This is a genomic window from Parasediminibacterium schistidii (genome assembly GCF_046546515.1).
GTDB lineage: Bacteria > Bacteroidota > Bacteroidia > Chitinophagales > Chitinophagaceae > Parasediminibacterium.
In genome coordinates this window covers 59724-81264 of the sequence record NZ_JBKHKJ010000023.1, presented here as the reverse complement: position 1 = coordinate 81264, position 21541 = coordinate 59724, and the positions used below count along the sequence as shown (strand labels likewise).

16 protein-coding genes are annotated in these 21541 nt (G+C 41.2%); 10 read left to right on the top strand and 6 right to left on the bottom strand.

Going from position 1 to position 21541, the window contains the following annotated elements; translation table 11 throughout:
• Positions 1-22: 22 nt before the first annotated feature.
• From ACHFIY_RS13705 to araA, 3 genes are all read left to right on the top strand, one after another.
• Complete coding sequence (locus ACHFIY_RS13705; RefSeq protein WP_410846670.1) at positions 23-724, top strand: L-ribulose-5-phosphate 4-epimerase; 702 nt, start codon at positions 23-25, stop codon at positions 722-724.
• Positions 725-1163: 439 nt separating this feature from the next.
• On the top strand, positions 1164-2282 hold the full coding sequence (locus tag ACHFIY_RS13700) for an aldose epimerase family protein (RefSeq protein ID WP_410846669.1): 1119 nt from the start codon (positions 1164-1166) through the stop codon (positions 2280-2282).
• 177 nt (positions 2283-2459) lie between these two features.
• Entirely contained in the window at positions 2460-3950 is a 1491-nt protein-coding gene (gene araA / locus ACHFIY_RS13695) for an L-arabinose isomerase (protein WP_410846668.1), read from the top strand.
• 272 nt (positions 3951-4222) lie between these two features.
• Here araA and ACHFIY_RS13690 read toward each other — a convergent pair whose 3' ends face one another.
• Positions 4223-4417 carry a hypothetical protein gene (locus tag ACHFIY_RS13690; RefSeq protein WP_410846667.1) on the bottom strand — a complete coding sequence of 65 codons (195 nt, stop codon included), beginning with the start codon at positions 4415-4417 and terminating at the stop codon, positions 4223-4225.
• A gap of 1988 nt (positions 4418-6405) precedes the next feature.
• Between ACHFIY_RS13690 and ACHFIY_RS13685 the strand changes: the two genes are divergently transcribed.
• Together ACHFIY_RS13685 and ACHFIY_RS13680 are read left to right on the top strand one after the other, a co-directional pair.
• Positions 6406-7620 (top strand): hypothetical protein, encoded by a 1215-nt coding sequence (locus ACHFIY_RS13685; RefSeq protein WP_410846666.1) that lies wholly within the window; start codon positions 6406-6408, stop codon positions 7618-7620.
• Positions 7620-8252: a T9SS type A sorting domain-containing protein gene (locus tag ACHFIY_RS13680; protein WP_410846665.1), complete on the top strand. Its 633-nt coding sequence runs from the start codon at positions 7620-7622 to the stop codon at positions 8250-8252. The genes ACHFIY_RS13685 and ACHFIY_RS13680 overlap by 1 nt, the downstream gene beginning before the upstream one ends.
• A gap of 124 nt (positions 8253-8376) precedes the next feature.
• Here the strand turns inward: ACHFIY_RS13680 and ACHFIY_RS13675 are convergent, their stop codons facing one another.
• Positions 8377-8631, bottom strand: coding sequence for a hypothetical protein (locus tag ACHFIY_RS13675; protein WP_410844521.1), 255 nt, complete (start codon positions 8629-8631; stop codon positions 8377-8379).
• A 290-nt stretch (positions 8632-8921) separates the two neighbouring features.
• On the opposite strand from ACHFIY_RS13675, the gene ACHFIY_RS13670 reads away from it, so the two are divergent.
• The 5 genes from ACHFIY_RS13670 to ACHFIY_RS13650 all read left to right on the top strand — a co-directional run bounded on the left by ACHFIY_RS13670 (position 8922) and on the right by ACHFIY_RS13650 (position 16989).
• The gene (locus tag ACHFIY_RS13670; protein WP_410846664.1) at positions 8922-9302 is read left to right on the top strand and encodes a hypothetical protein; all 381 of its coding nucleotides are present in this window, start codon (positions 8922-8924) and stop codon (positions 9300-9302) included.
• 9 nt (positions 9303-9311) lie between these two features.
• Positions 9312-9461 (top strand): hypothetical protein, encoded by a 150-nt coding sequence (locus ACHFIY_RS13665; protein WP_410846663.1) that lies wholly within the window; start codon positions 9312-9314, stop codon positions 9459-9461.
• A 162-nt stretch (positions 9462-9623) separates the two neighbouring features.
• Positions 9624-10976: a T9SS type A sorting domain-containing protein gene (locus tag ACHFIY_RS13660; RefSeq protein ID WP_410846662.1), complete on the top strand. Its 1353-nt coding sequence runs from the start codon at positions 9624-9626 to the stop codon at positions 10974-10976.
• 386 nt (positions 10977-11362) lie between these two features.
• Entirely contained in the window at positions 11363-15655 is a 4293-nt protein-coding gene (locus tag ACHFIY_RS13655) for a T9SS type A sorting domain-containing protein (RefSeq protein ID WP_410846661.1), read from the top strand.
• A 122-nt stretch (positions 15656-15777) separates the two neighbouring features.
• Positions 15778-16989: a family 43 glycosylhydrolase gene (locus ACHFIY_RS13650; protein ID WP_410846660.1), complete on the top strand. Its 1212-nt coding sequence runs from the start codon at positions 15778-15780 to the stop codon at positions 16987-16989.
• Between the two features lie 288 nt (positions 16990-17277).
• Here the strand turns inward: ACHFIY_RS13650 and ACHFIY_RS13645 are convergent, their stop codons facing one another.
• Genes ACHFIY_RS13645 through ACHFIY_RS13630 form a run of 4 tightly spaced genes read right to left on the bottom strand, consistent with a single transcriptional unit; the run spans position 17278 to position 21525 of the window.
• Positions 17278-18243, bottom strand: coding sequence for an ROK family protein (locus tag ACHFIY_RS13645; RefSeq protein ID WP_410846659.1), 966 nt, complete (start codon positions 18241-18243; stop codon positions 17278-17280).
• A 55-nt stretch (positions 18244-18298) separates the two neighbouring features.
• A complete protein-coding gene (locus ACHFIY_RS13640) occupies positions 18299-19321 on the bottom strand; it encodes a hypothetical protein (RefSeq protein ID WP_410846658.1) in 1023 nt (340 codons plus the stop codon).
• Positions 19322-19345: 24 nt separating this feature from the next.
• A complete protein-coding gene (locus tag ACHFIY_RS13635; RefSeq protein ID WP_410846657.1) occupies positions 19346-20965 on the bottom strand; it encodes a hypothetical protein in 1620 nt (539 codons plus the stop codon).
• On the bottom strand, positions 20962-21525 hold the full coding sequence (locus tag ACHFIY_RS13630) for an RNA polymerase sigma factor (protein ID WP_410846656.1): 564 nt from the start codon (positions 21523-21525) through the stop codon (positions 20962-20964). Before ACHFIY_RS13630 ends, ACHFIY_RS13635 begins: the two co-directional genes overlap by 4 nt.
• Positions 21526-21541 lie beyond the last annotated feature (16 nt).

The window sequence follows — 21541 nt, the reverse complement described above, 5'->3', positions numbered from 1 at the left end:
ATTCTTAATTCCTAATTAAAAAATGTATACCTACCAACACATTCAAGAAGAGGCTTATGAAGCCAATATGCAATTGCCCAAACTGGGTTTGGTACTTTTTACCTTCGGTAATGTAAGTGCCGCCGATCGAAGCCTCGGCGTTTTTGCCATCAAACCAAGTGGCGTGCCTTATAAAGATTTGTCGCCGGACAAAATGGTGATTGTAGATTTTGACGGAAAAACCGTTCAAGGGGAGTACCGCCCATCCTCAGATACGCAAACCCATGCTGTGCTATACAAGCATTGGGAAAAAATAAATGGCATTGTGCATACACACTCCACTTTTGCTACTGCATGGGCACAATCGCAAAGGGATATACCTATTTTGGGTACTACCCATGCTGACCACAACACTGTTGACATACCCTGTGCGCCACCTATGAGCGATGAAATGATTAAAGGCAATTATGAATATGAAACAGGTTTTCAAATAATGAATTGCTTTAAGGAAAAAGGTTTGGATTATAAGGAAGTGGAAATGGTATTAGTGGGTAACCATGCACCTTTCACCTGGGGGAAGAACGCGGCAAAGGCGGTTTACAATAGTGCTGTATTAGAATCAGTTTCGCAAATGGCTTTTTTAACCGGGCAAATAAACCCTGCTGCCCCAAGGCTAAAAGATGCGCTAATTAAGAAACATTTCGAGCGCAAGCACGGGCCAGATAGTTATTATGGGCAATCATAGTCGTAAGTGGTAAGTCATAAGTCGGAAGTACATTGTAAATTAAATAGCATTCAAAAGTTAAGTGCTTCTTTTTTGTCGGAGGCTAGCTCCCTCTCCTTTGGAGCTAGGGTATATACACATCTTTTTAGCTTTTTAGTTTGACTCAAATAGATAACTGCAAGAGAAATTTATCATAAAATCTCTTGCTTTTTGTCAAGTTTTGGCTCCCCCTCGCCTTCGGAGAGGGGGTTGGGGGGTGAGGTTTACATGCAAGAGGGCAACTTTTGCTTCAATGAGACTTGTGTATACCCTCTCCTTTGGAGAGGGCTGGGGTGAGGTCTAACAAAAAAAATGAAACAACATTCAAATGACAGTTCAGTAAACACAAGAAAGACAGTTTTATATTTAATAACCAATCCTCTAATAACACCCCTTTTGGGGATGGGGGTAAAACAACCATATGAAAAAGTACAGTTATTTATTATTGCTTGCAGCTGCCATTAGCTGTAAAAACAAACCTGCAACAGAAAATGCAGGTAGCTTTTCCATTACGGAAAAAGCATTTGGCAAATTAGATACGTCTGCCATTACGGAGTACACCATCAGTAACCCATCGGGAATGCAGGTGAGTATTATTAATTATGGTGGCACAGTTACCAAATTGATTACCAAAGACAAAGCTGGGAAAGATGGCGATGTAGTGTTAGGGTACGATTCGCTGAGTGGTTTCTTGCAAAAAGGTAATCCATATTTTGGTGCCTTGATTGGCAGGTATGGCAACCGTATTGCAAAAGCTAAGTTTAGTTTGGATGGCAAGGAGTATAAATTGGCCGTGAACAATGGGGCAAACACTTTGCACGGTGGCTTAAAAGGCTATGACAAAGTAGTGTGGACTGCCACAAAATTGCCAGGCGATAGCAGCCTGCAATTGGTTTACCATAGCAAAGACGGTGAAGAAGGATACCCTGGAAATGTGGATGTTACGGTGGTTTATTCCCTTTCTTCTGCCAACGAATTAAAGATAGATTATAAGGCAAAAACAGATAAGGCAACACCTATCAACTTGACCAATCATTGCTATTTCAATTTATCTGCTGGCGCAGATTCTACCATCAATAACCATGAGTTAATGATATTAGCTGCGCAATACACGCCAGTGGATACCAGTTTAATACCCTTAGGTAAAATTTTAGATGTAAAAGGCACGCCTATGGATTTCACAGTACCTAAATTGGTAGGAAAAGATTTAGACAGCGTGCAAGGCGGCTACGACCATAATTGGGTATTAACTAGGACAGGTAAAGGCTTGGAAAAAATAGCAACCGTTTACCATGCCGCTTCCGGGCGTTTGATGGAAGTTTATACAACAGAACCTGGTATCCAATTTTATAGCGGCAACTTTTTAGATGGTACGTTGACCAATACAAAAGGTGGGGCTAAATATGTAAAACATGCTGCGCTTTGTTTAGAAACACAACATTTTCCTGATAGCCCCAACGAGCCATCATTCCCAAGCACTATTTTAAAGCCGGGTGAGACTTACACGCACACCACGGTATATAAGTTTGGGGTGAAGTAAGCAAAAAAGGTAGCCACGAAAGCACGAAAACACAAAGAAGCACAAAGAAAAAAAGGCTAAAAGCTATTGCTACTATAAATTCCCTTCTTTTTTCTTTTCTTCTTCTTTCCCTTAAAAACTTTGTGTCACTTTGTGTTTTCGTGCCTTTGTGGCAAAAAAAAATAAAAAAACATAAATATGATAAACTTAAAAGAACTAGAAGTTTGGTTTGTAACCGGCAGCCAGCATTTGTATGGCGAAGAAACCTTAAAGCAAGTTGCAGAACATTCACAAGTGATTGCAGCATCTTTAAACGATGCAGAGCAAATACCCGTGAAAGTGGTATTTAAACCTACGGTAAAATCACCAGAGGAAATCTATGCCATTTGCCAGGAAGCAAATGTGGCAAAAGGCTGTATAGGCATTGTCGCTTGGATGCACACATTCTCTCCAGCGAAGATGTGGATTGGTGGGTTGAAGATTTTGCAAAAACCTTTGTTGCATTTCCATACCCAATTTAACCGTGATATTCCTTGGGAAACGATTGACATGGACTTCATGAACCTAAACCAGAGTGCCCATGGCGACCGAGAATTTGGTTTTATGATGAGCCGTATGCGACTGAACAGGAAAGTAGTAGTAGGGCATTGGCAGGATACAGAATCCTTGCAACAGATAAACGACTGGACAAGGGCTGCAGCTGGGTGGCACGATTGGCAGGGTGCTAAATTCGCCCGTTTTGGCGACAATATGCGCTATGTAGCCGTAACAGAAGGGGATAAAGTGGAAGCGGAAATAAAATTCGGTTATTCCGTTAATACCTATGGTATTGGCGACTTGGTAAAAGTAATCAATGAAATAAGCGATGCCGCTATAGATACTTTGGTGCAAGAATATGCTGATAGCTATACATTGGTGCCATCTTTATTGAAAGGTGGTCAACAACATAGTTCACTTAGGGAAGCTGCCAAAATAGAATTGGGCTTGCAGACTTTTTTGGAAGCGGGCAATTTCAAAGGCTTTACAGATACGTTTGAGGATTTGCATGGCATGAAACAATTGCCGGGCATTGCCTCGCAACGCTTAATGGCCAAAGGTTATGGTTTTGCAGGTGAAGGTGACTGGAAAACAGCTGCCTTGGTACGGGCAATGAAAGTAATGGGTAGTGGCATGAAAGGCGGCAACTCATTCATGGAAGATTATACCTACCATTTTAACCCCGACAATAAACTGGTACTCGGCTCGCACATGCTAGAAATATGCGAGTCCATTGCCAGTGGCAAGCCAAGCTGCGAGATACATCCTTTGGGTATTGGCGGCAAGGAAGATCCTGTACGCTTAGTATTCAACTCTGCACCTGGCCCGGCTATCAATGCATCAATTGTAGATATGGGCAACCGTTTCCGTATGTTGGTAAACGAAGTATTGGCCGTAGCACCGGTAAATGCATTGCCTAACCTGCCTGTGGCAAGGGTATTATGGAAACCTTACCCGAACATGCATGTAGGCTGTGCCGCATGGATACTGGCCGGCGGAGCGCACCATACTGGCTATAGCCAAAACCTTACCGCCGAGAACCTGCAAGACTTTGCAGAAATGGCGGGGATAGAGTTTGTTTTAATTGGCAAGGAAACCAACCTGTACCAGTTTAAAAATGAACTGAGGTGGAATGAAGTAGCGTTTAAATAATTGTTTAAGGCTAACCTTTATAGGGTTTGAAACCCTATAAAGGTTGGTAATCCATCCCCGTCATTTCGACATAGGAGAAATCTAATCGAATGTGATCGCGACTGATTTTTATGAAAGATTTAGCCTTATAAACAATAGAGTCTCTTTGTGCAGATAGATTTCTAGTGCCTCGAAATGACGGGGATGTAGAAAGCGAATGAATAGCTTAAAACTGTACGAAGTGTTTAAAGCCTATTCTGAATAGCTTACCTGCCAGGTCTAAATGGGGAAAGTTATTTTGAAACCATTACTAACATCATTTTTCTTCTTTTTTTCTTTGCTACTTCGCTTAAAACTTTGCGTCGCTTTGAGTCTTCGTGCCTTTGTGGCAAATTAACCAAACCTGCACTTGAGCCTATGCTATTAACCCTTTTCTTGCCGGCTTTAAGGGGCTTTGCTCGCTTAGTTTGGCTGGCTTTTGACACCATAAATTCATTTTTGAGGCATTTGTAAACCATAACTTATTGAAATACAGTGTTTTAATGTTTTTACAAGTGAGTGTTTTGCGAGTGATTTGTGGGTGATTTATGAGTGATTTGTGCATATTTTGTGCGTGATTTTCGCAGAAAACTGAGTGATTTGGGAGTGTTTTTTGAGCATGGATGCAAACTGTTGTAATGCTTTTTTTGTTTATTAAAAATAAGCCCCACGGGCAGCGAGATAAGGCTTGGCTCAGGGCAAACGCATCTAAATTTATTAGAGGTAAGATTTGCGCATTGACACCAGTAATTGCACAAGCCACCTCATTTTATGGGGTTCCGTCTAAGACGGAATTGAAAAAAATCGGCACGAAATTTTTTTCAAAGCATAAAATGGAATGGTGGTGCCAAAGCTACCCTCGCCTTTGGAGAGGGGCTGGGGGTGAGGTTGAAGCCCGCCAGCTGTGAGGCAAAAGTCCTTAAATTGAAATATTGTAGAATTAGATAGGCAATTTGGCATAAAATAATTTTGATGCGTTTGCCCTGTGGTTAGGCTAACCACAGGGTTTGTGCTACTAAAAACAAGAGAGCCATATACACTACAAAGTTGGGATTGATTTAGTATATGTGCAAAAGGACAATCCTAAATGGGGGAAATTTTGGATGCTCATGGGGGAAATATGCCCCCATATAGGATTTTACTTTTGGACTATCGCCGACTGTAGACTAATTTACGGCAGTTTAGCAACAGACGGACTTGGCAACCTAAAATGAATCACTTTTAATACATCATAAATCATCATTGATACACGATAAATCCACATTGATACACAATAAATCATCATTAAATCACCATTAAATCACGGTAAAACCTTCGTCAATTATGAACAAAACAACTGTATATCAATGAGTTACAGCAAATAAACAACCTAAAAATTGAAAATTAAAAAAAACAACCCTGAAAAAAACACAAAAGGAGGCCTGCGCAGGGTAAACGCATCAAAATTCATTTTGCTCGAATCTTCGAGTTTGACACCAGTCCTGGCATAAGCCACCTTATTTTATCCGGTCAGCCGCAGGCTGATTGAAAAAAATGCGTAGCCTATTTTTTTCAAAGGATAAAATAGAGTGGCGGTGCCAAAGCTACCCTCGCCTTTGGAGAGGGGCTGGGGGTGAGGTTGAAGCCCGCCGGCTATGAGGCAAAAGAACTGAAAAGAGGCATTTTTGAATAAAATAGGCAATTAGGCGCAGATTAAATTTTGATGCGTTTGCCCTGGAGGCCTGCGGCAGGCTTTGGTCTTTCAAAAAGTTTTACTTTTTCATAAACTTTGTGGTTTTACAAAGGTCGTTCACTTGGCTTTAGTTCGGACGTGACGTTATATATTTGGCTATGGAAAAAACATCGGCAATATTGCAATCATTGGGCTTTGGTTCCGGGCTGACCCAGCGCTATGCCCCTGCCTGCAGGCAATACCTAGCTCGATTGATTCTTATAAAGGCTTACCCTTATAAATCATTGAATCTCTTTATGCGATTAGATTTCTCGTGCCTCGAAATGACGAGGATGCAGAAAGCGAAGGAATAGCTTAAAACTGTACTAAGTCTTTAGAGCCTATTCTGAAAAGCCTACCTCCGAGGTTTTGAAACCTCGGAGGTTTTTTGTGGTCCTCCCAAGAGGGGAACTGCGAGACCAGAGTGAAGACAGGAGCGAATAGAGAGGCAACAACCCTAAAAGTGTGGAAGGCGAGGGTGCAAAACGTTCCCCTCCTCGGAGGGTTGGGTTTAGCTATTTAAGCATAATACAATCAGCCAAGTTTTGAAATGCACCCTTAATAAAAGCCTTTCAGGCTAAGGGTTTCAATCATTAAAATCATCCAAATCATTTTATCAATTGTATAACTTTTTAAAACAATTCCCTTATTTTCGGGGCATGATATGTTTAAAAACAAAGCAATATCCAACACCATAAACGCTCATCGCCTGCAAACAAACACACCATGAAAAAATGTACCAAAATTCTCCCCCTGCTTTTCTGCCTCCTTGCTCTGGCGGCAGCCACAAAAACAAATGCACAAACAGCCCCATCCATTCAATGGCAAAAAGCCATAGGAGGAACTGGCAATGATGTTGCTCAAAGTATACAACATACCGCCGATGGGGGCTATATAGTAGCGGGCTATACAAGTAGCAACAATGGCGAAGTAAGCGGCAACAATGGAGGAACTGATTGTTGGGTAATAAAGCTGGACGGTGCAGGTAACCTGCAATGGCAAAAAACTTTTGGAGGAAGTGGTCTGGATTATGCAAGAAGTATACAACCTACTGCCGATGGGGGCTATATAATAGCAGGGTTTACTGGCAGCAACGATGGCGATGTAAGTGGCAACCATAGAGACGGCGATTGTTGGGTAGTAAAACTGGACAGCTCAGGCAACCTGCAATGGCAAAAGGCTATAGGTGGGGCTGGTTTGGATGAGGCTTACAGCATCCAAACAACAGCCGATAACGGTTATATAATAGCAGGCAAAACAACCAGCAACGATAGCGACGGCACCCATGGTGTTGATTGTTGGGTAGTAAAACTGGGTAGCACGGGCGGCCTACAATGGCAAAAGACATTTGGAGGAACTGGTGAAGATGTTGCCAAAATCATCAAACCAACCGCTGATGGGGGGTATATAATGGCAGGCTATACTGAAAGCAATAATGGCGATATAAGTAGCAATCATGGCGAAGGTGACGCTTGGGTAGTAAAACTGGATAGTATGGGCATCTTGCAGTGGCAAAAGACGTTTGGGGGAACCAGTGATGATGGTGCAACAAGTATCTTCCCGACAGCTGATGGGAGCTATGTAATGGCAGGCTATACTGGAAGCAAAGATGGGGATGTAAGCGGCAACCATGGTGGTTATGATTATTGGGTAATAAAGCTTAGTAGTAAGGGCATCCTCCAATGGCAAAATACCTTTGGAGGGACTGGAGATGATAAAGCCAATACCCTCCAACCCACAGACGATGGGGGTTATATAGTGGCAGGCTATAGCCTTACTACAAGCATCAATGGAAATGTAAGTGGCAATGGTGGTGCTGATTATAGGGTGGCAAAGCTGGATAGCACAGGCAGCCTGCAATGGCAGAAGGCTTTGGGGGGAACTACTGATGATTATGCCTACAGCGTACAACCCACCTCCGATGGGGGCTACATAGTATAGTGGCAGGCCAAACTGGCAGCAACGATGGCGATGTTAGTGGCAATCATGGCGGTTATGATTATTGGGTAGTAAAATTGAGTGCTGATTGCACAGGCAACTGCACCACACCTGTAAAATTGGTTGCTTTTTCGGCCAATAGTACCAACAATGGTGTAGTTACCCAATGGGAAACTGCCAACGAAACCAATACTGCCTACTTTGTAGTAGAGCGCAGCAGCAATGGCAGCAGCTTCACGGCCTTGGGCAAGGTAGCGGCAGCCGGCAATAGCAGCAGCGTATTGAATTATAGCTATGCAGACAACAACCCCCTGCAAGGCAGAGCTTACTACCGCCTGCAAATGGTGGACAAAGACGGCAGCATTGCTTATAGCAATATTGTTTCAGTTGCTGGCTCACAGCTCTTGGCTGTTTCGGTGTACCCCAATCCTGCAAGCAGTTTTGTAACCATTCATAGCAGCCATATAGCTGCTGTGCAGGTAATAGACAACATGGGCAGGGTGGTAAAACAGGTGCAGCTAAAAGATGCCACTAATCCCATGCTTCCCCTGTCTGGTTTGCCTGCTGGTGTTTACCACCTTCGTATACTAACAACAGACGGCAAAGTGAGCAATGTGGGTTTTGAGAAGCAATAGGTTTTTTTTTGCCACAAAGGCAAGAGAATATAACCGCAGAGGTTCGCAGAGGTGTTCATGCAAAGAATGCGTAAAGAGGGGAACAACCACCCTGGCCTACGGCCACCCCTCGAAAAGGGAATTGTCAAAAAACGCCCATAGCTCTTTTGTAACCACCAGCGCGCAGCTGGCCGCGTTCATTGACCTTGAACTGTATGCCCAACCCTTGTTCTATCAGCAATTTAGCTTGCGACAAACGTTGCCGTTCCTCAACAACCGCATACCTGGCAATGCCAAGGTCGACATTGGACAATATCGCCTTGCGACCACGGCTATGTTTCGTATATAAAACAGATAATCCCAACTTCTCAAAAAGCATTACCCAGCCATCTACACTCACGCAACCGTACCTGTTAAGTTGCCTATCTTTGAAGAGCCGAAACCCTTGGCCTTTAAAGAACCATTTGGCAACGCTGCCACACACAATGACGCCTATCTGTTCGAAAACAATGTTCTAAAGATCCCTTTATCCCAATATCCAGAATTATTTCTTTTACTTTTATGCCCATACTATTATAAACGAAATAATAGCAAGATAATTGTGTCTGATTACTTACTATTATTATTCTTGCCTACGCAGGATGCAGCAAAAGTTCAAGTTCGCAACCTGCTTATGTAACCAATGTGTTAGTGGCAACAGTTGATGGCAAAAAAGTTTCTTTCAATGGTTATACAACTGTTACTAAAGACACATCATTGAACCAGTTGTTCATTTATGGCACTACTTCATTTGGGAATATGCGCCTTTATTTTAATTCAGACTCATCTTTTAAAACGGGCAATTATTACGATGTTCTTGGACACTATTCTACCAATTTTGAATATGATTTTATAGACAGTTCTTCCTATGTATCTTATTACTCCAAACGATATGATACTTCGTCTAATAAGTTTACAGCTACCATCCTTTCTATAAATGATGCTGGGTTATCAGGTATTTTTTCAGGGGATATTTATATGAATAATCAAAAGAAAACAATTACCGATGGCTCTTTTAATGTAAAATTTTAATACATCACCGTGCTACACAATCCCAAATGCTTTGAACCACATACAGCCAACACCCTTGGCTACGACAAAACCGCTGGTTTTATCTTCTTATGTATTCACAATGCGAGCGTGGATTTGGAAGGGGTGCTATTGCGTGCGGTTAGAGGCGTAAGCAAATAAAAGGAAGCGCAGGCTGGGAGGATACGCAAGAAGGGGACTATAGATAGGTGGAACAATAGCAACAAATAACCAAACCCTATAAAAAAGATTTTAGGACTTTTATAAACAAGCAAACCTATACAACCCGAAAGGAGGAAATAGGCAAACAAAAATTTAAACTAAATGAAAAAAACAATTTACACAACGCTCCTTTGCCTTATAGCATGTACAAGTGCCACCCAACTAAATGCACAATGCTGGAAAGCAATTGCCAGTTCCCCATCAGCTAATCACAATATTGCCATTGCCGCCAATGGCTCATTATGGGCTTGGGGATATAATTTTTTTGGACAATTAGGCAATGGGGATACTATGCAGCAAAACAGCCCCGTGCAAATAGGCAGTACTACCAACTGGCAATCGGTGGCTTGTGGGCTTTATCATACTATTGCCCTTAAAACCGATGGCAGTTTATGGGCTTGGGGATGGAATGGTTATGGACAATTAGGCAACGGGAATAATACCAGCCAAAACAGCCCCGTGCAAATAGGCAATGCTTTCAACTGGCAATCTGTGGCTTGTGGAGAACATTATACGATTGCCCTTAAAAAAGATGGTAGTTTATGGGCTTGGGGATATAATCTTGATGGGCGATTAGGCAATGGGAATACTACCAACCAATTCAGCCCCGTCCCCGTGCAAATAGGCAATGCTACCAACTGGCAATCGGTGTCTGCTGGTGGTAGCCATACAATTGCACTTAAGACCGATGGTAGTTTATGGGCTTGGGGATATAATCTTTATGGGCAATTAGGCAATGGGAATACTACCAACCAAAACAGCCCTGTGCAAATAGGCAATGCTACCAACTGGCAATCGGTGGCTTGTGGGAATGGTCATACCATTGCCCTTAAAACCGATGGCAGTTTATGGGCTTGGGGATGGAATCATTTTGGGCAATTAGGAAATGGAAATAATACAGACCAACACAGCCCTATAGCGGTTAATTGCCCAAGCACATTACCACTACACCTACTTTCCTTTACAGCCAATAAAGAAAGCAATCAGGTATCTTTAAACTGGCAAACCGCTAGCGAGGTAAATGTTTCGCATATTAACATTCAACGTAGTACCAATGGCACGGCGTTTTTAAATATTGGCACCGTAAAAACCAAGGGTGCCAGTAGCTACCGTTTTGCAGATGACAATTTGCCTGATGCCAGTATGTTGTATTACCGTTTAGAAATAGTAGATAAAGATGGTTTATATACTTATAGCAAAACCATTGCTATCTCCATTACAAATACGCACTTATCTATTTACCTCAACCCTGCAAAAGACATCGTAACCATACAAGGCACACAGGTAAATGATGTCTTGGTGCAGGATGTGTTGGGCAAAACCGTGCTTACAAAAAAACCAGACAATGCCACCAACCCACCCATCAATATCAGTGAGTTGCCAATAGGCATTTACTACCTAAGGGTGGGTACTGCATTAGGAGCAACCACTACATTGAAGTTTGTAAAACAATAAATGATTGGGATAATACAATCGAAGCAGGTATGTACTACTTTTATTGTATTATTCCAACTAGTCTACGTCAACTTAACCCTAACTAAAACAATACAAATAAAGAAGTGTTGCTGGTGCGTGTTTGTTGCGCGTACCCTTTGCTTCGTTCTTCCTGCTAGGCGTGATCGGCAACTACCCGAAAGTTTAAAACTTTCGGTAGGTTTAGTCCTGCTGGGCAAAATGTTAGCGCAGCCTATCCACTATACCTATACCAAACAGCCTCTATTCCCCTATGCCTTGCAACAAAACACCAAACTTTTGGCTTGCTGGAACTGATGAAAAAAGAGAGGCAAGTTTACCTTGCAGTCTTTATTTCGATTGACTTTATTGATTAAATTTTGCTTGCCATGAAAAAAAGTATTCTCTCCTGCTCCAAACTTTTTTTATTCCTCTCCTTTTTCATTTTTGCAGTTAACGCAAAGGCACAGTCCACAATCCTTTTTAGCGATGGGTTTACGGGCGATACCATCAATAGCCAGGCAATAGGCTGGGAGTTGTTTGGTACATCCTCGGCAGCCACTGTTCAGTACGATTCTGGCACTGCCAACAAAATACTCCGCATCAATGCAGGGGCTACTACCCCTGGCCATTACATAACCATAAGGCTGCAAAAAACACTGACCTATAGCTATGGCGACCTTATTGTAAGCTATAAAATGCGTTACAACAAACTGCCTTTGGCCACAGGGGGAACGAATTGCGGTAACTTTAATCGGATTGGGTTCAATGGCACGCCTACCACATACAACGGCGACAACAACACGGCTAATGGCACCACTACCATCAGCGCATTGGCTTTGCAAACAAGCCTCCGTGCTATACAAGGGGCCAGTTTTGTGCCATCAGGAAATCTTACCTTGGTGAACAATAATTGGTATCAAGTTACATTAAGGTATAGCCGTTCCTCTAACACAAAAATAGCCTTGTCTGGAACGGTAAAGCAAGTGAGCAACGATTCTTTGATAAAAACAATTGGTGGAACCATCGCCACTACTACGCCTACATTGTTGATGAACCAGTTTACGTTTGATGTAAATGCGATTAGCGATTACAATACCCTTGATTTGGACGATGTATCGCTTGCGCTTCCCAACGCTGCACCTGCTGCTAGCAATGTAGCTATCACCGGCATTGTAGAAACTTTGCAAACCCTTGTTGGTAGTTATTCTTTAACGGGTACAGACACGGCAGGCACTAATTTTCAGTGGCTAAGTGCACGCAACCCCAATGGACCTTTTACCATTATTCCTGGTGCAACCACCCTATCGTATAATACTACTAGAAACGATATTGGTAAATACCTAGCGTTTAGGGTATATCCTGCAACTGCATCGGGCTATACTAATGGTATGCCCATTACCGCTGTTACAGCCACTGCTGTTGCAGAGCACAATGGCCCCTTACTAATTAACAGCATCAGGCAAACTGGCAATATTGCTGCTACGGCATCTTTCCATGTGAATTATACATACAAAAGCCCTAATAATATTCCAGAAAAAAGCACTGCTTATAGTATTTATGTATCTGATTCTTTTAACCTAGGGTATTATAAAATTTTAAAAACGGGCGTTACAACTGCCGCTACTGGCATTAGTTATCCTATTGATACCGCTTTAATTGGTAAATATTTATATATTGAGTTATTGCCAAAAGATTCTTTAGGTACTTATGGAAGATATAGTGCGTGGACTGCCCAAACCGCAGTACAGACAGAAATACAAGTGATGAATACAAAATATTGGCAGAATGGAACGGCTGTAAATGATTTTGGAATTAATACAGGTGCCATAACTATTACGGCAGATGTTAGAAACAATAACCCACTACATGATACTACCGGAAGGCTGATTATACAGTTATTGGATGGTTTTGGTAATGTAATAGATTCTAGTAAAAGTGTAGGCGTGTCTATTGCTAGAAACTCAATGGTTTCTATCACCTCTTTACCAGTAACTATACCTAGTTATCACCAAGGAAATACGATAAGGGTACTATTTGCAGACTCAGTAAACGCTAAAAATACTTTTGCCAAGTCAGAAACCCTTGCAGAGCCAGAAGATATTAACTCACTTTACCAATATTTTGTAAAAGATGCAGATAGTACCAGCGGAGCTTATTTGTGGATACCCCCGCATACAAAAGTGGTAAAGGGAATCATGATTTGTATTAATAATAACATAGAGCGGCAAGTGCAGGAATACTCAGAAATAAGAAAGGTGGCTGAGAAATGGGGCTTGGCTTCTTTGGTACTAAATACATTTAGAAATTCGCTTTTAGCCCCGCCAAACTATTTAAGTTTCGACTTTACCCTACCCACTGCTGCTGCAAAAATGGATAGTATTATCGCTGCTTTTGCTGCCATGAGCAATCATCCAGAATTGGTTAACTCGCCTTTTATCCCAATGGCACACTCTGCTTATTTAGACTTTCCTTTTCATGTGGCTATGCGAGATAATACGAAGTGTATTGCTGCCATCCCTATAAAATCTGGGTTACCCAATATTTACACCTACTACAAAGGAAGTGCAAATGGAGGCAGTTCTTCTTCGCCTGCGCCTAATAATACCATGAAAGATGTACCTATTATGTATTATGCACAAGGCAATTTACCAGAAACCATTGATGGATTGTTTAAAAACGGAAAAGGTAGGTTACGTCCTTCTACGCAAAGTATAGGGTCAGGATTTACAGGTATTTATAGAAATGATGATGGTACAGGCGTGTACAAACCAGGAATGGAATATGCAGGCTGTTTAAAAGATATATACGAAGGGCATTTTAATGCAATGCCCCGTGCCTTGCACATTTTGGCCATGTTTATTGATAAATCATGTGCAGCACGTTTGCCCGATGTATATCCTACAGACCCAACAGTAAAACCAGTATTGAAATCATTAGATTTTACAAAGGGTTGGTTGGTAGATCAAAACTATTTTAAAGCAAATGATTCTACCAATTACACTAAACCTGCCCCTTATAACCAATATACAGGAAATAAAAAGACTACAGAATGGTATTTTGATGAAGAATTAGCACGCACTTGCGAACAAATAGCTGTTTCAGAATACTTTAAAAAGGTAGAACAGTTTACGATACTAAAATTAGATGGCACACCAGATACCTTGTTTGAGGCTGTGTATAGTTATCATAAGAATGATGGTATTAAGTTTATGGATAGTACCAATACCATGAAACTTACCGTTTCCTCATTCGATAAACCTTGGCCCATTGATACCGCGTATCAAAATACGAAAGACTTGTTGGTAGTACCCATGAAATTAAGTACAAAAGTGCTGCTAGATACTAGCGTTACTTCATTGCCTATTACCAATCTTCCAGTAAAATCTCGTTGCAATGCAAGCTGTTTTAAAGATATTGGCAACCTTACTTTCAAGCTAAGGTTTACACGTTTCTTACCTAGTGCAGGTGGTTATACACAGAGCTATGTTTCATTGTATAAAGAAGGAAACGATACCGTAGCGGCTTCATTGCGCAATGTGCGGATAGATAGAACACAAAGTAGTTTGTTAGGATTAAAAAGCCAGTTTATTACTTTCCCTCGTGTTAATAATATAGATGTAAATACCCGTTCTGTTACCCTCAAGGCAACAGCTAGTTCTGGTTTGCCGGTAGAGTATTTTGTAAGAAACGGCCCTGCGGTTATTGTAGGTAACCAACTTGTAATAACTCAAATAGTAGAAGGTACCAAGTTTCCGGTTCCAATAGTTGTGGGTGCTTATCAAGTGGGTACTACTGGTGCAACAACAGGTATTTATGCTGCCCCAACCGTTTATGGTACTATATGGATTGATGATATTGCACCAGCAAAACCATTGTTGTTAACAGGTGCTGCTAATGGTAGCAATAAAGTGAATTTAAGTTGGAATGCATCTATAGATACATTGGTAAATGAATACGAATTGTTTAGAGGCAATAAGCAAATAGCTATGCTTACCGATACCTTTTTTGTAGATACTACCGTTTTGCCCAATAACAGCTATATATACTATGTGCGGGCATTAAACAAGCTAGGTAATTACAGCGATAGTACTAATAACCTATTTATTACCACCTCATCGCCATTGCCTGTAAAAATTACCAGCTTCGCCGCCACGCTTGCCAATAGCAACCATGTAAAATGCAACTGGAAAACGGCCAATGAGGTAAACACAGCCTTATTTGAAGTGCAGCGCAGCATGGATGGTGTGTCTTTTGCCACTGTTGCAAAGGTGGCAGCCAAGGAAAATGCAGCATCTGCCAGCTATGATTGTATTGATTTACTGCCTAGTTTATCTAGCCCTGTTTATTATTACCGCCTAAAGGCAATAGACAAAGACGGAAAATATACTTATGGCAGTATTATACAAGTGATGCTTACCAAAAAAGAGGTGACGGTTACTGTATCGCCCAATCCATTTAAAGCGGCTTTGTCGTTGGTAATTAATATGCCTTCCACAGCAACAGCCCAGATAAGCCTTTCTACGATGGACGGCAAATTACTGTTCAGCAAGAAGTATTCTTTAAATAGTGGCGACAACCATTTGTACATGGCAGAAACAGCGCAGTTGGCCAAAGGGGTTTATTTGGTAACAATTATAGCAGGCGATACTAAAAGAACATTGAAAGTAGAAAAGGAATAGGTAAAACATGCAGCTATCCGCTGTGTACAGGTTTCAAGTTAGGGGCAGCAGATTTGTTGCCCCTCATTTGAACTAGTGGCTGCATCTTTCTTATTCATAAAAGATTTATCATTACCCTAAACATGAAAAAAACTTACTTAGCTTTTGGTCTTATAAACTACTTTTTTAGCTGGCAGATGGTTGCCGCCCAAGTAAAAATTGAGGCAGCCAAAACATTCCCGCAGTCAACCATCGATTCCATAAAGAAACTATATACTGGGGTTTCAGGTGCAGGGAAGCCTGTGGCAGGAACTTTTTTTGGTGGGCATGTGGCCACATGGTTTACTGACTTAGATGTTACCGAACAGAACAAAGACAAATATGCCACTGGCGATGTGGTTAAAAAAGGCTTACTGCCTAACATAAAGCCAATTTGGGATGTAAACATGAGGGATGCCGTGATAATAGTAGGCGGCGATGGCAACTACTACCTTACAGGAAGCACAGGCAGGAATATATGGCGGTACAACGATGGCATAGAAATATACCGCTCCAAAGATTTAAAAACTTGGAGCTACCTTGGCTTGGTATGGAGCATTGACAAAGATGGCGGTTGGGAAAAACTATGGCGAGAAAGGCATGGCAATCCTGTAAGGGCTATCTGGGCACCGGAACTGCACTATATCAACCACAATTATTATATAGCTTTTAGTATGCCTCCGGGTGGCATTGCCATTTTAAAAAGCACAACAGGCAAGCCCGAAGGGCCTTATACCCACGCCACTAATCCTGACAAACCTTTGCTGGGCGGTATTGGTCCTATTGAAACTTCTTATTTGATAGACCCTACCCTATTTCAGGATGATGATGGCAAGGTATATTTCACGCACGGCTCGGGCAAGTATATTGCAAGGATGAAAGATGACCTAAGCGATTTTGCCGAGCCTTTGCGGGAGGTAAAACTATTGACACCAGATGTAGATTCCAACCACCACATCAAAAGTTGCCAGAACGTATATCAACTAAAAGACATTGGATTTGAAGGGGCTACTTTGTTTAAACGGTCGGATAAATATTATTTAGGCTCCACAGACAAGTACGAAGGCCGCTATTCCATGATGATTGCTATGTCTGATAATATCTATGGCCCCTATACTGGCCGCTACGAAGTACTGCCCTGCAATGGCGGTACCAACTTTTTTAAAGCCCGCAATGGCGATTGGTTCAGTTGCTTTTTTGGGGATGATACCCAAGCCCCTTGGCGGGAAAAACCGGGCATCATAAAAGTAGAATTTGACAAGGATGGCAAAATTTTCATAGCCAAAAAACAACCTGATTTTATATTAAATAAATGAGGTAAAAATCTTTTATCACTAAGAATGAAAGAGGCTGTGTTTTAAGCAGCCTTTTTCATTTGGCCTTTTTTCTTGTGGACATTAAGTTGTATCATTTATATCTGTGTAACGTTATCTAAATAACTTTCCCCCAATAATGTATACATTATGTCATGGCTAAAGCCTGATAGATACCCAGTTGTATACGAAGCCTAAAGGCATGGGGTTGTTAACCACAAGCTATAGAAAGACATTAACTATAACTTAGAATTTTCGTGTCTTTGTGGCAATTTTTTCAATACGCTTTCCCTACAGCACCAACGCACTTGCCCCCAAAATGGCCGCATCAGATTCTTTCAGGTTGCTGAAAACCAATTGCACCTTATTTTTAAACACTTGGTACAAATTCTTTTCCATGGCTTCCTTGGTAGGGTTCATTAGAAAACTGCCAGATTTGGTAAGCCCGCCAAACAAAATAATAGCTTGTGGAGAGGAGAACATCACAAAATTTGCCAAGGCCTCGCCCAATATCTGGCCTGTAAAGTCAAATACATTCTTGGCAATTTCATCGCCTTTTTGGGCACATTCATAAACGGTTTCGCTGGTTAGTTCTTCTTCCTTGTAATTCCTCAATAAGCTAAGGGTAGATGGGTTTGACTCTAAAAACTCAATAGCCGTTTCCCTTACGCCTGTTGCAGACGCATATACCTCCAAACAGCCCCGGCTTCCTGTTAGCTTGTGAAGGCGGCCATTGTGGCGAACAATAGTATGACCTAGTTCGCCAGCAAAACCATCGTAGCCAACTACCATTTTTCCATCTATTACAATGCCGCTACCTACGCCCGTGCCCAATGTGATGGTGATGAAATGCTTCATGCCTTTTGCTGCTCCATACATCATTTCGCCCATGGCGGCTGCATTCGCATCGTTGGTAAGGGAGCACCTTATTCCAAACTTTTCGGTTACTAGATGTGCAATTGGCACAATACCTTTCCAATGCAGGTTGGCCGCATATTCTATATTGCCTGTGTAAACATTGCCATTTGGCGCACCCATGCCAATACCTATAAAAACTTCTTTCCCACCCGCCTTGTCTATCATGGGCTGTAGCTTGGCATATAGCTCATCTATAAAATAATTAATGGGCTTCTCGCTGCTAGTTGGTATCCTGTCTTGTTCTATTATGTTGCCATCTTTATCTACAATGCCAAACTTGGTACTCGTGCCGCCGAGGTCTATCCCTATGGCATATTTTTGGGTGGTGCTATCGCTCATCTATAAGGTTTTAGATGCCAAATATATAACAGGATTATTTTTGTTTACTTTATTACTAAAGTTTATTCAAATAGTTGATAACAAAATCGAGTGTTTTTTTCTCAGGCACTACCGAAATAGGCACATTGGAAGTTACTTGCGTAACATTTGTACCCAAATAATATTCAGAACCAATTTTTGAAATGGTGAGTATGGTGAGCTTGGTGTTTTTAGGCACTGTAGTTGGGGAATAATAGCTTCTTCCATATGGGTTTGATGCCAGCCGTATTACTGTTTTCTTGTTGTCGAACGAAGCATAAACAACCGTGTTTTTGTTCGTAAAATTTAAAGGCAAGGATACATTCAGCCTTGTTTGCTGGGTTGCTGGCGAATTGTCAAGTGTTGTTGAGCATCCAAACCAGCCAATTTGGGTGGTATTGATAATGTAGCCTGTTTTTTTAGCATTGCTACCTAGTACTGAATCTTTGAATGGACTAACACTGTTTCTTCCAATCCCTCCCATTGGATTGCTTACCCAATAATAAAATGCACTACTTGTAGCAAAAGGCGAGCTAAAATATTTCATCTCCTGCGAAGGGCTGCTTGCTTTTATTTTTATTAATATGGGAGCAACTGCCGAGTTCCAATAAACATCTTTTTTATTATTCCGTAACCTGATATTCACATACACGCCCGCTTCTAGCAATGCGTTGTTGCTTACGGTGGGTATGCCAAACCTGATAAGATCCCCTTTAGTCCTTAAAACCACAATTTCTGCCCTTACCTTTAGCGGGGTCTTGATGGTGCTGCCAGGTGTGTTACTTACCATGCAGCCAGCTTTTGGGAAACTAGCACTAATGCTATCGCCAAATGAAATAGTACCGTCTTCGGTGCAATTGAAACTATCTACAACAACAGGCTCGTTCAAGCTTGAAGCAACAATGGGCGAGATGGCACTATCGTTTTTAATCCAGACTGTATCATTCAGCACATTGGTAGTATCACTAACAAAAACATCTGATACAGCAGCTTTCTTACAGCTTTGCATGGCTAGCACTAAGCCTAGGAGTAAAAAAATATTTACAAATAATAGCTTCATATTTATATTGATACCTGTGCTTTACTATTTGTTGCTTATGGTATATAGTTTATACCGAATACCGAAAGAAATACCCATTGAATTAAACCTTTGGTTATAGCCAATGGCAGAGATGCTGGTGCTAGACAAGCTTTGCCTATAATAAGGCTCTGCAAAAAGTTCCATATTGTTGCCAATATTGCGCAATAAACTGATGCCTGCGTATAAGCTAATATTAGTAGTGCTTTTGAAAAAGCCATTTGTTTTTGCAGCATTTAAAGGCACTACTGCCAATGAGCTATCATACGTTTGCCCTTCATACACAGAAAGCAAATTGATAATAGCCCCGCCATTCAGGGCAAAATGCCATTTGGCATTGCCGGCTTCGTAGCTAGCTAAAACAGGCACTTCAAAACTTTTGTAAGTATTGTTGTTTGTTTTAATGGTATAGCCTATTTGGTGCAGTATAGATGTGTCATTTTTATATAAGGTTTCGCCCAAGTCGCCCATATAGGCTCGTGTATTTACTACTGTGATATCTTTAATGTCGCCTTGTTTAGTATAAATAAAACGTTCGTTTACCTGCTTGTACTGGAAGCCTGTTTTTATAAGGAAATGGTCGCTGAAGCGCCTCGTAAGGCCAATCCCTAAAGTCGTCCCAGTTTTTAGCAGCTTTTGTGAGCTGTCCCTTGTTTGTAAAAAACGATGGCTAAGTCCATTTGTAGTTGCTGTTTTTGTGTTATAATCTGGCGATATATATGCACCAACATACCAATTACCTGGTACTCTCCTAGGTTTTAGTGAAATAGTAGGGTTGTTATCTTCGTCCATTTTAAGGCTAGCTAAACGCTTGTTAATAAGCAGGTAATCAAGTTGATGGGTTGCAATTAAAACAGCATTTGCTTTTTCAAAAGGCTTTTCTACTAGCGTTACATTGTTATTTTCTATAGCAATACCATCATTATTACCCTGTTTTTTTATTTTACTTGTATTTTTATCTGTGCTAATGGCAATTGGAAACACAGGTGAAGCCTTAGCTTGTTTATCATTTTTGCTTGCAGGTATATTGTCCAGTTTTTGGGTAATAGAAGAAACATGGCTTGCATTGTTGGTGCTTGTGTTTTTAATCGAGGTTTCTATAGCATTTTTTGAAGGAGGTACATAGTTACTGGTTGGCTTATTGGCAATAGTAGCTGTGGATGCATCATTTTTATTTATGCTATTACTGGTAGCAACAGCTATTCTGCTAGCTTTAGTTGTTGCTGCCTTCTTGCCATTGTTGCTTTCTACAAACGTTATGGGGGAAGCACTTTTGCTTACCGATTCATCTATATTAAGTGTATTTGCATGTTTCGTGTAAGCTGTTTTTATATTATCCTTATTTACAAAAGCAGCCTTAGTTGTAATAATTGTTGCTTTTTTGCTACTATTATTGTCTATTACTGTATAAATTGAATTTCTTGGATAAAATAAATATGCAACCAACAATGCAGCCGCTACAACTGCTGGAACTCCTATTTTAAAATAAGGCGTAGCCCAGAAGGGCTTGGGTTTTTTCTTGCCTGTTTCAAGGGCAATTTTTTCCCACAGGCCAACTGGCACAGGGGTTTTATAGCTTTCTAAGCTATCTTTTATGTATTTGTCAAAAGGGTAATCGTTCATCATACGGCAATTCTTTCCAGTTGAATAATTTGGTTCTGCAACATTTTCCGGGCTTTTACCAATTGGCTTCTGCTGGTACTTGCCTGTATGCCTAGCAACACAGCTATTTCCTCATGGCTATAGCCTTCAACAACGTTCAAGTTAAAAACCATGCGGTAACCATCTGGCAGGCGGCTGATCAATTTTAGCAATTCATCTTCGCCAATACTACTGTATGTATAGGGATGAAGTGCAGGCTCATTGCGCGAATCTTCTGCCAGTTCTTTAAATTGGATTTTTCTTTTTTGCAAATGTTTCAGGCAAACATTTACTACAATTCGTCTCATCCATCCTTCAAAGGAACCTTCAAACTTAAATTGGTGCAGGTGGGTAAAAATGCGTACAAATCCTTCTTGCATCATGTCTTCGGCTTCCATCACATCTGTGGCATAGCGCAAACAAATAGTCATGAACTTGCCAGCGTACTGCTCAAATAGCAAACGCTGGGTGTTCGGGTTTTGCTCAACGCAACCTTTTATAAGTTCGTGTTCAGACAAATGATATAATTGTTTTACGATACTCACGCAGTATTTGATACTA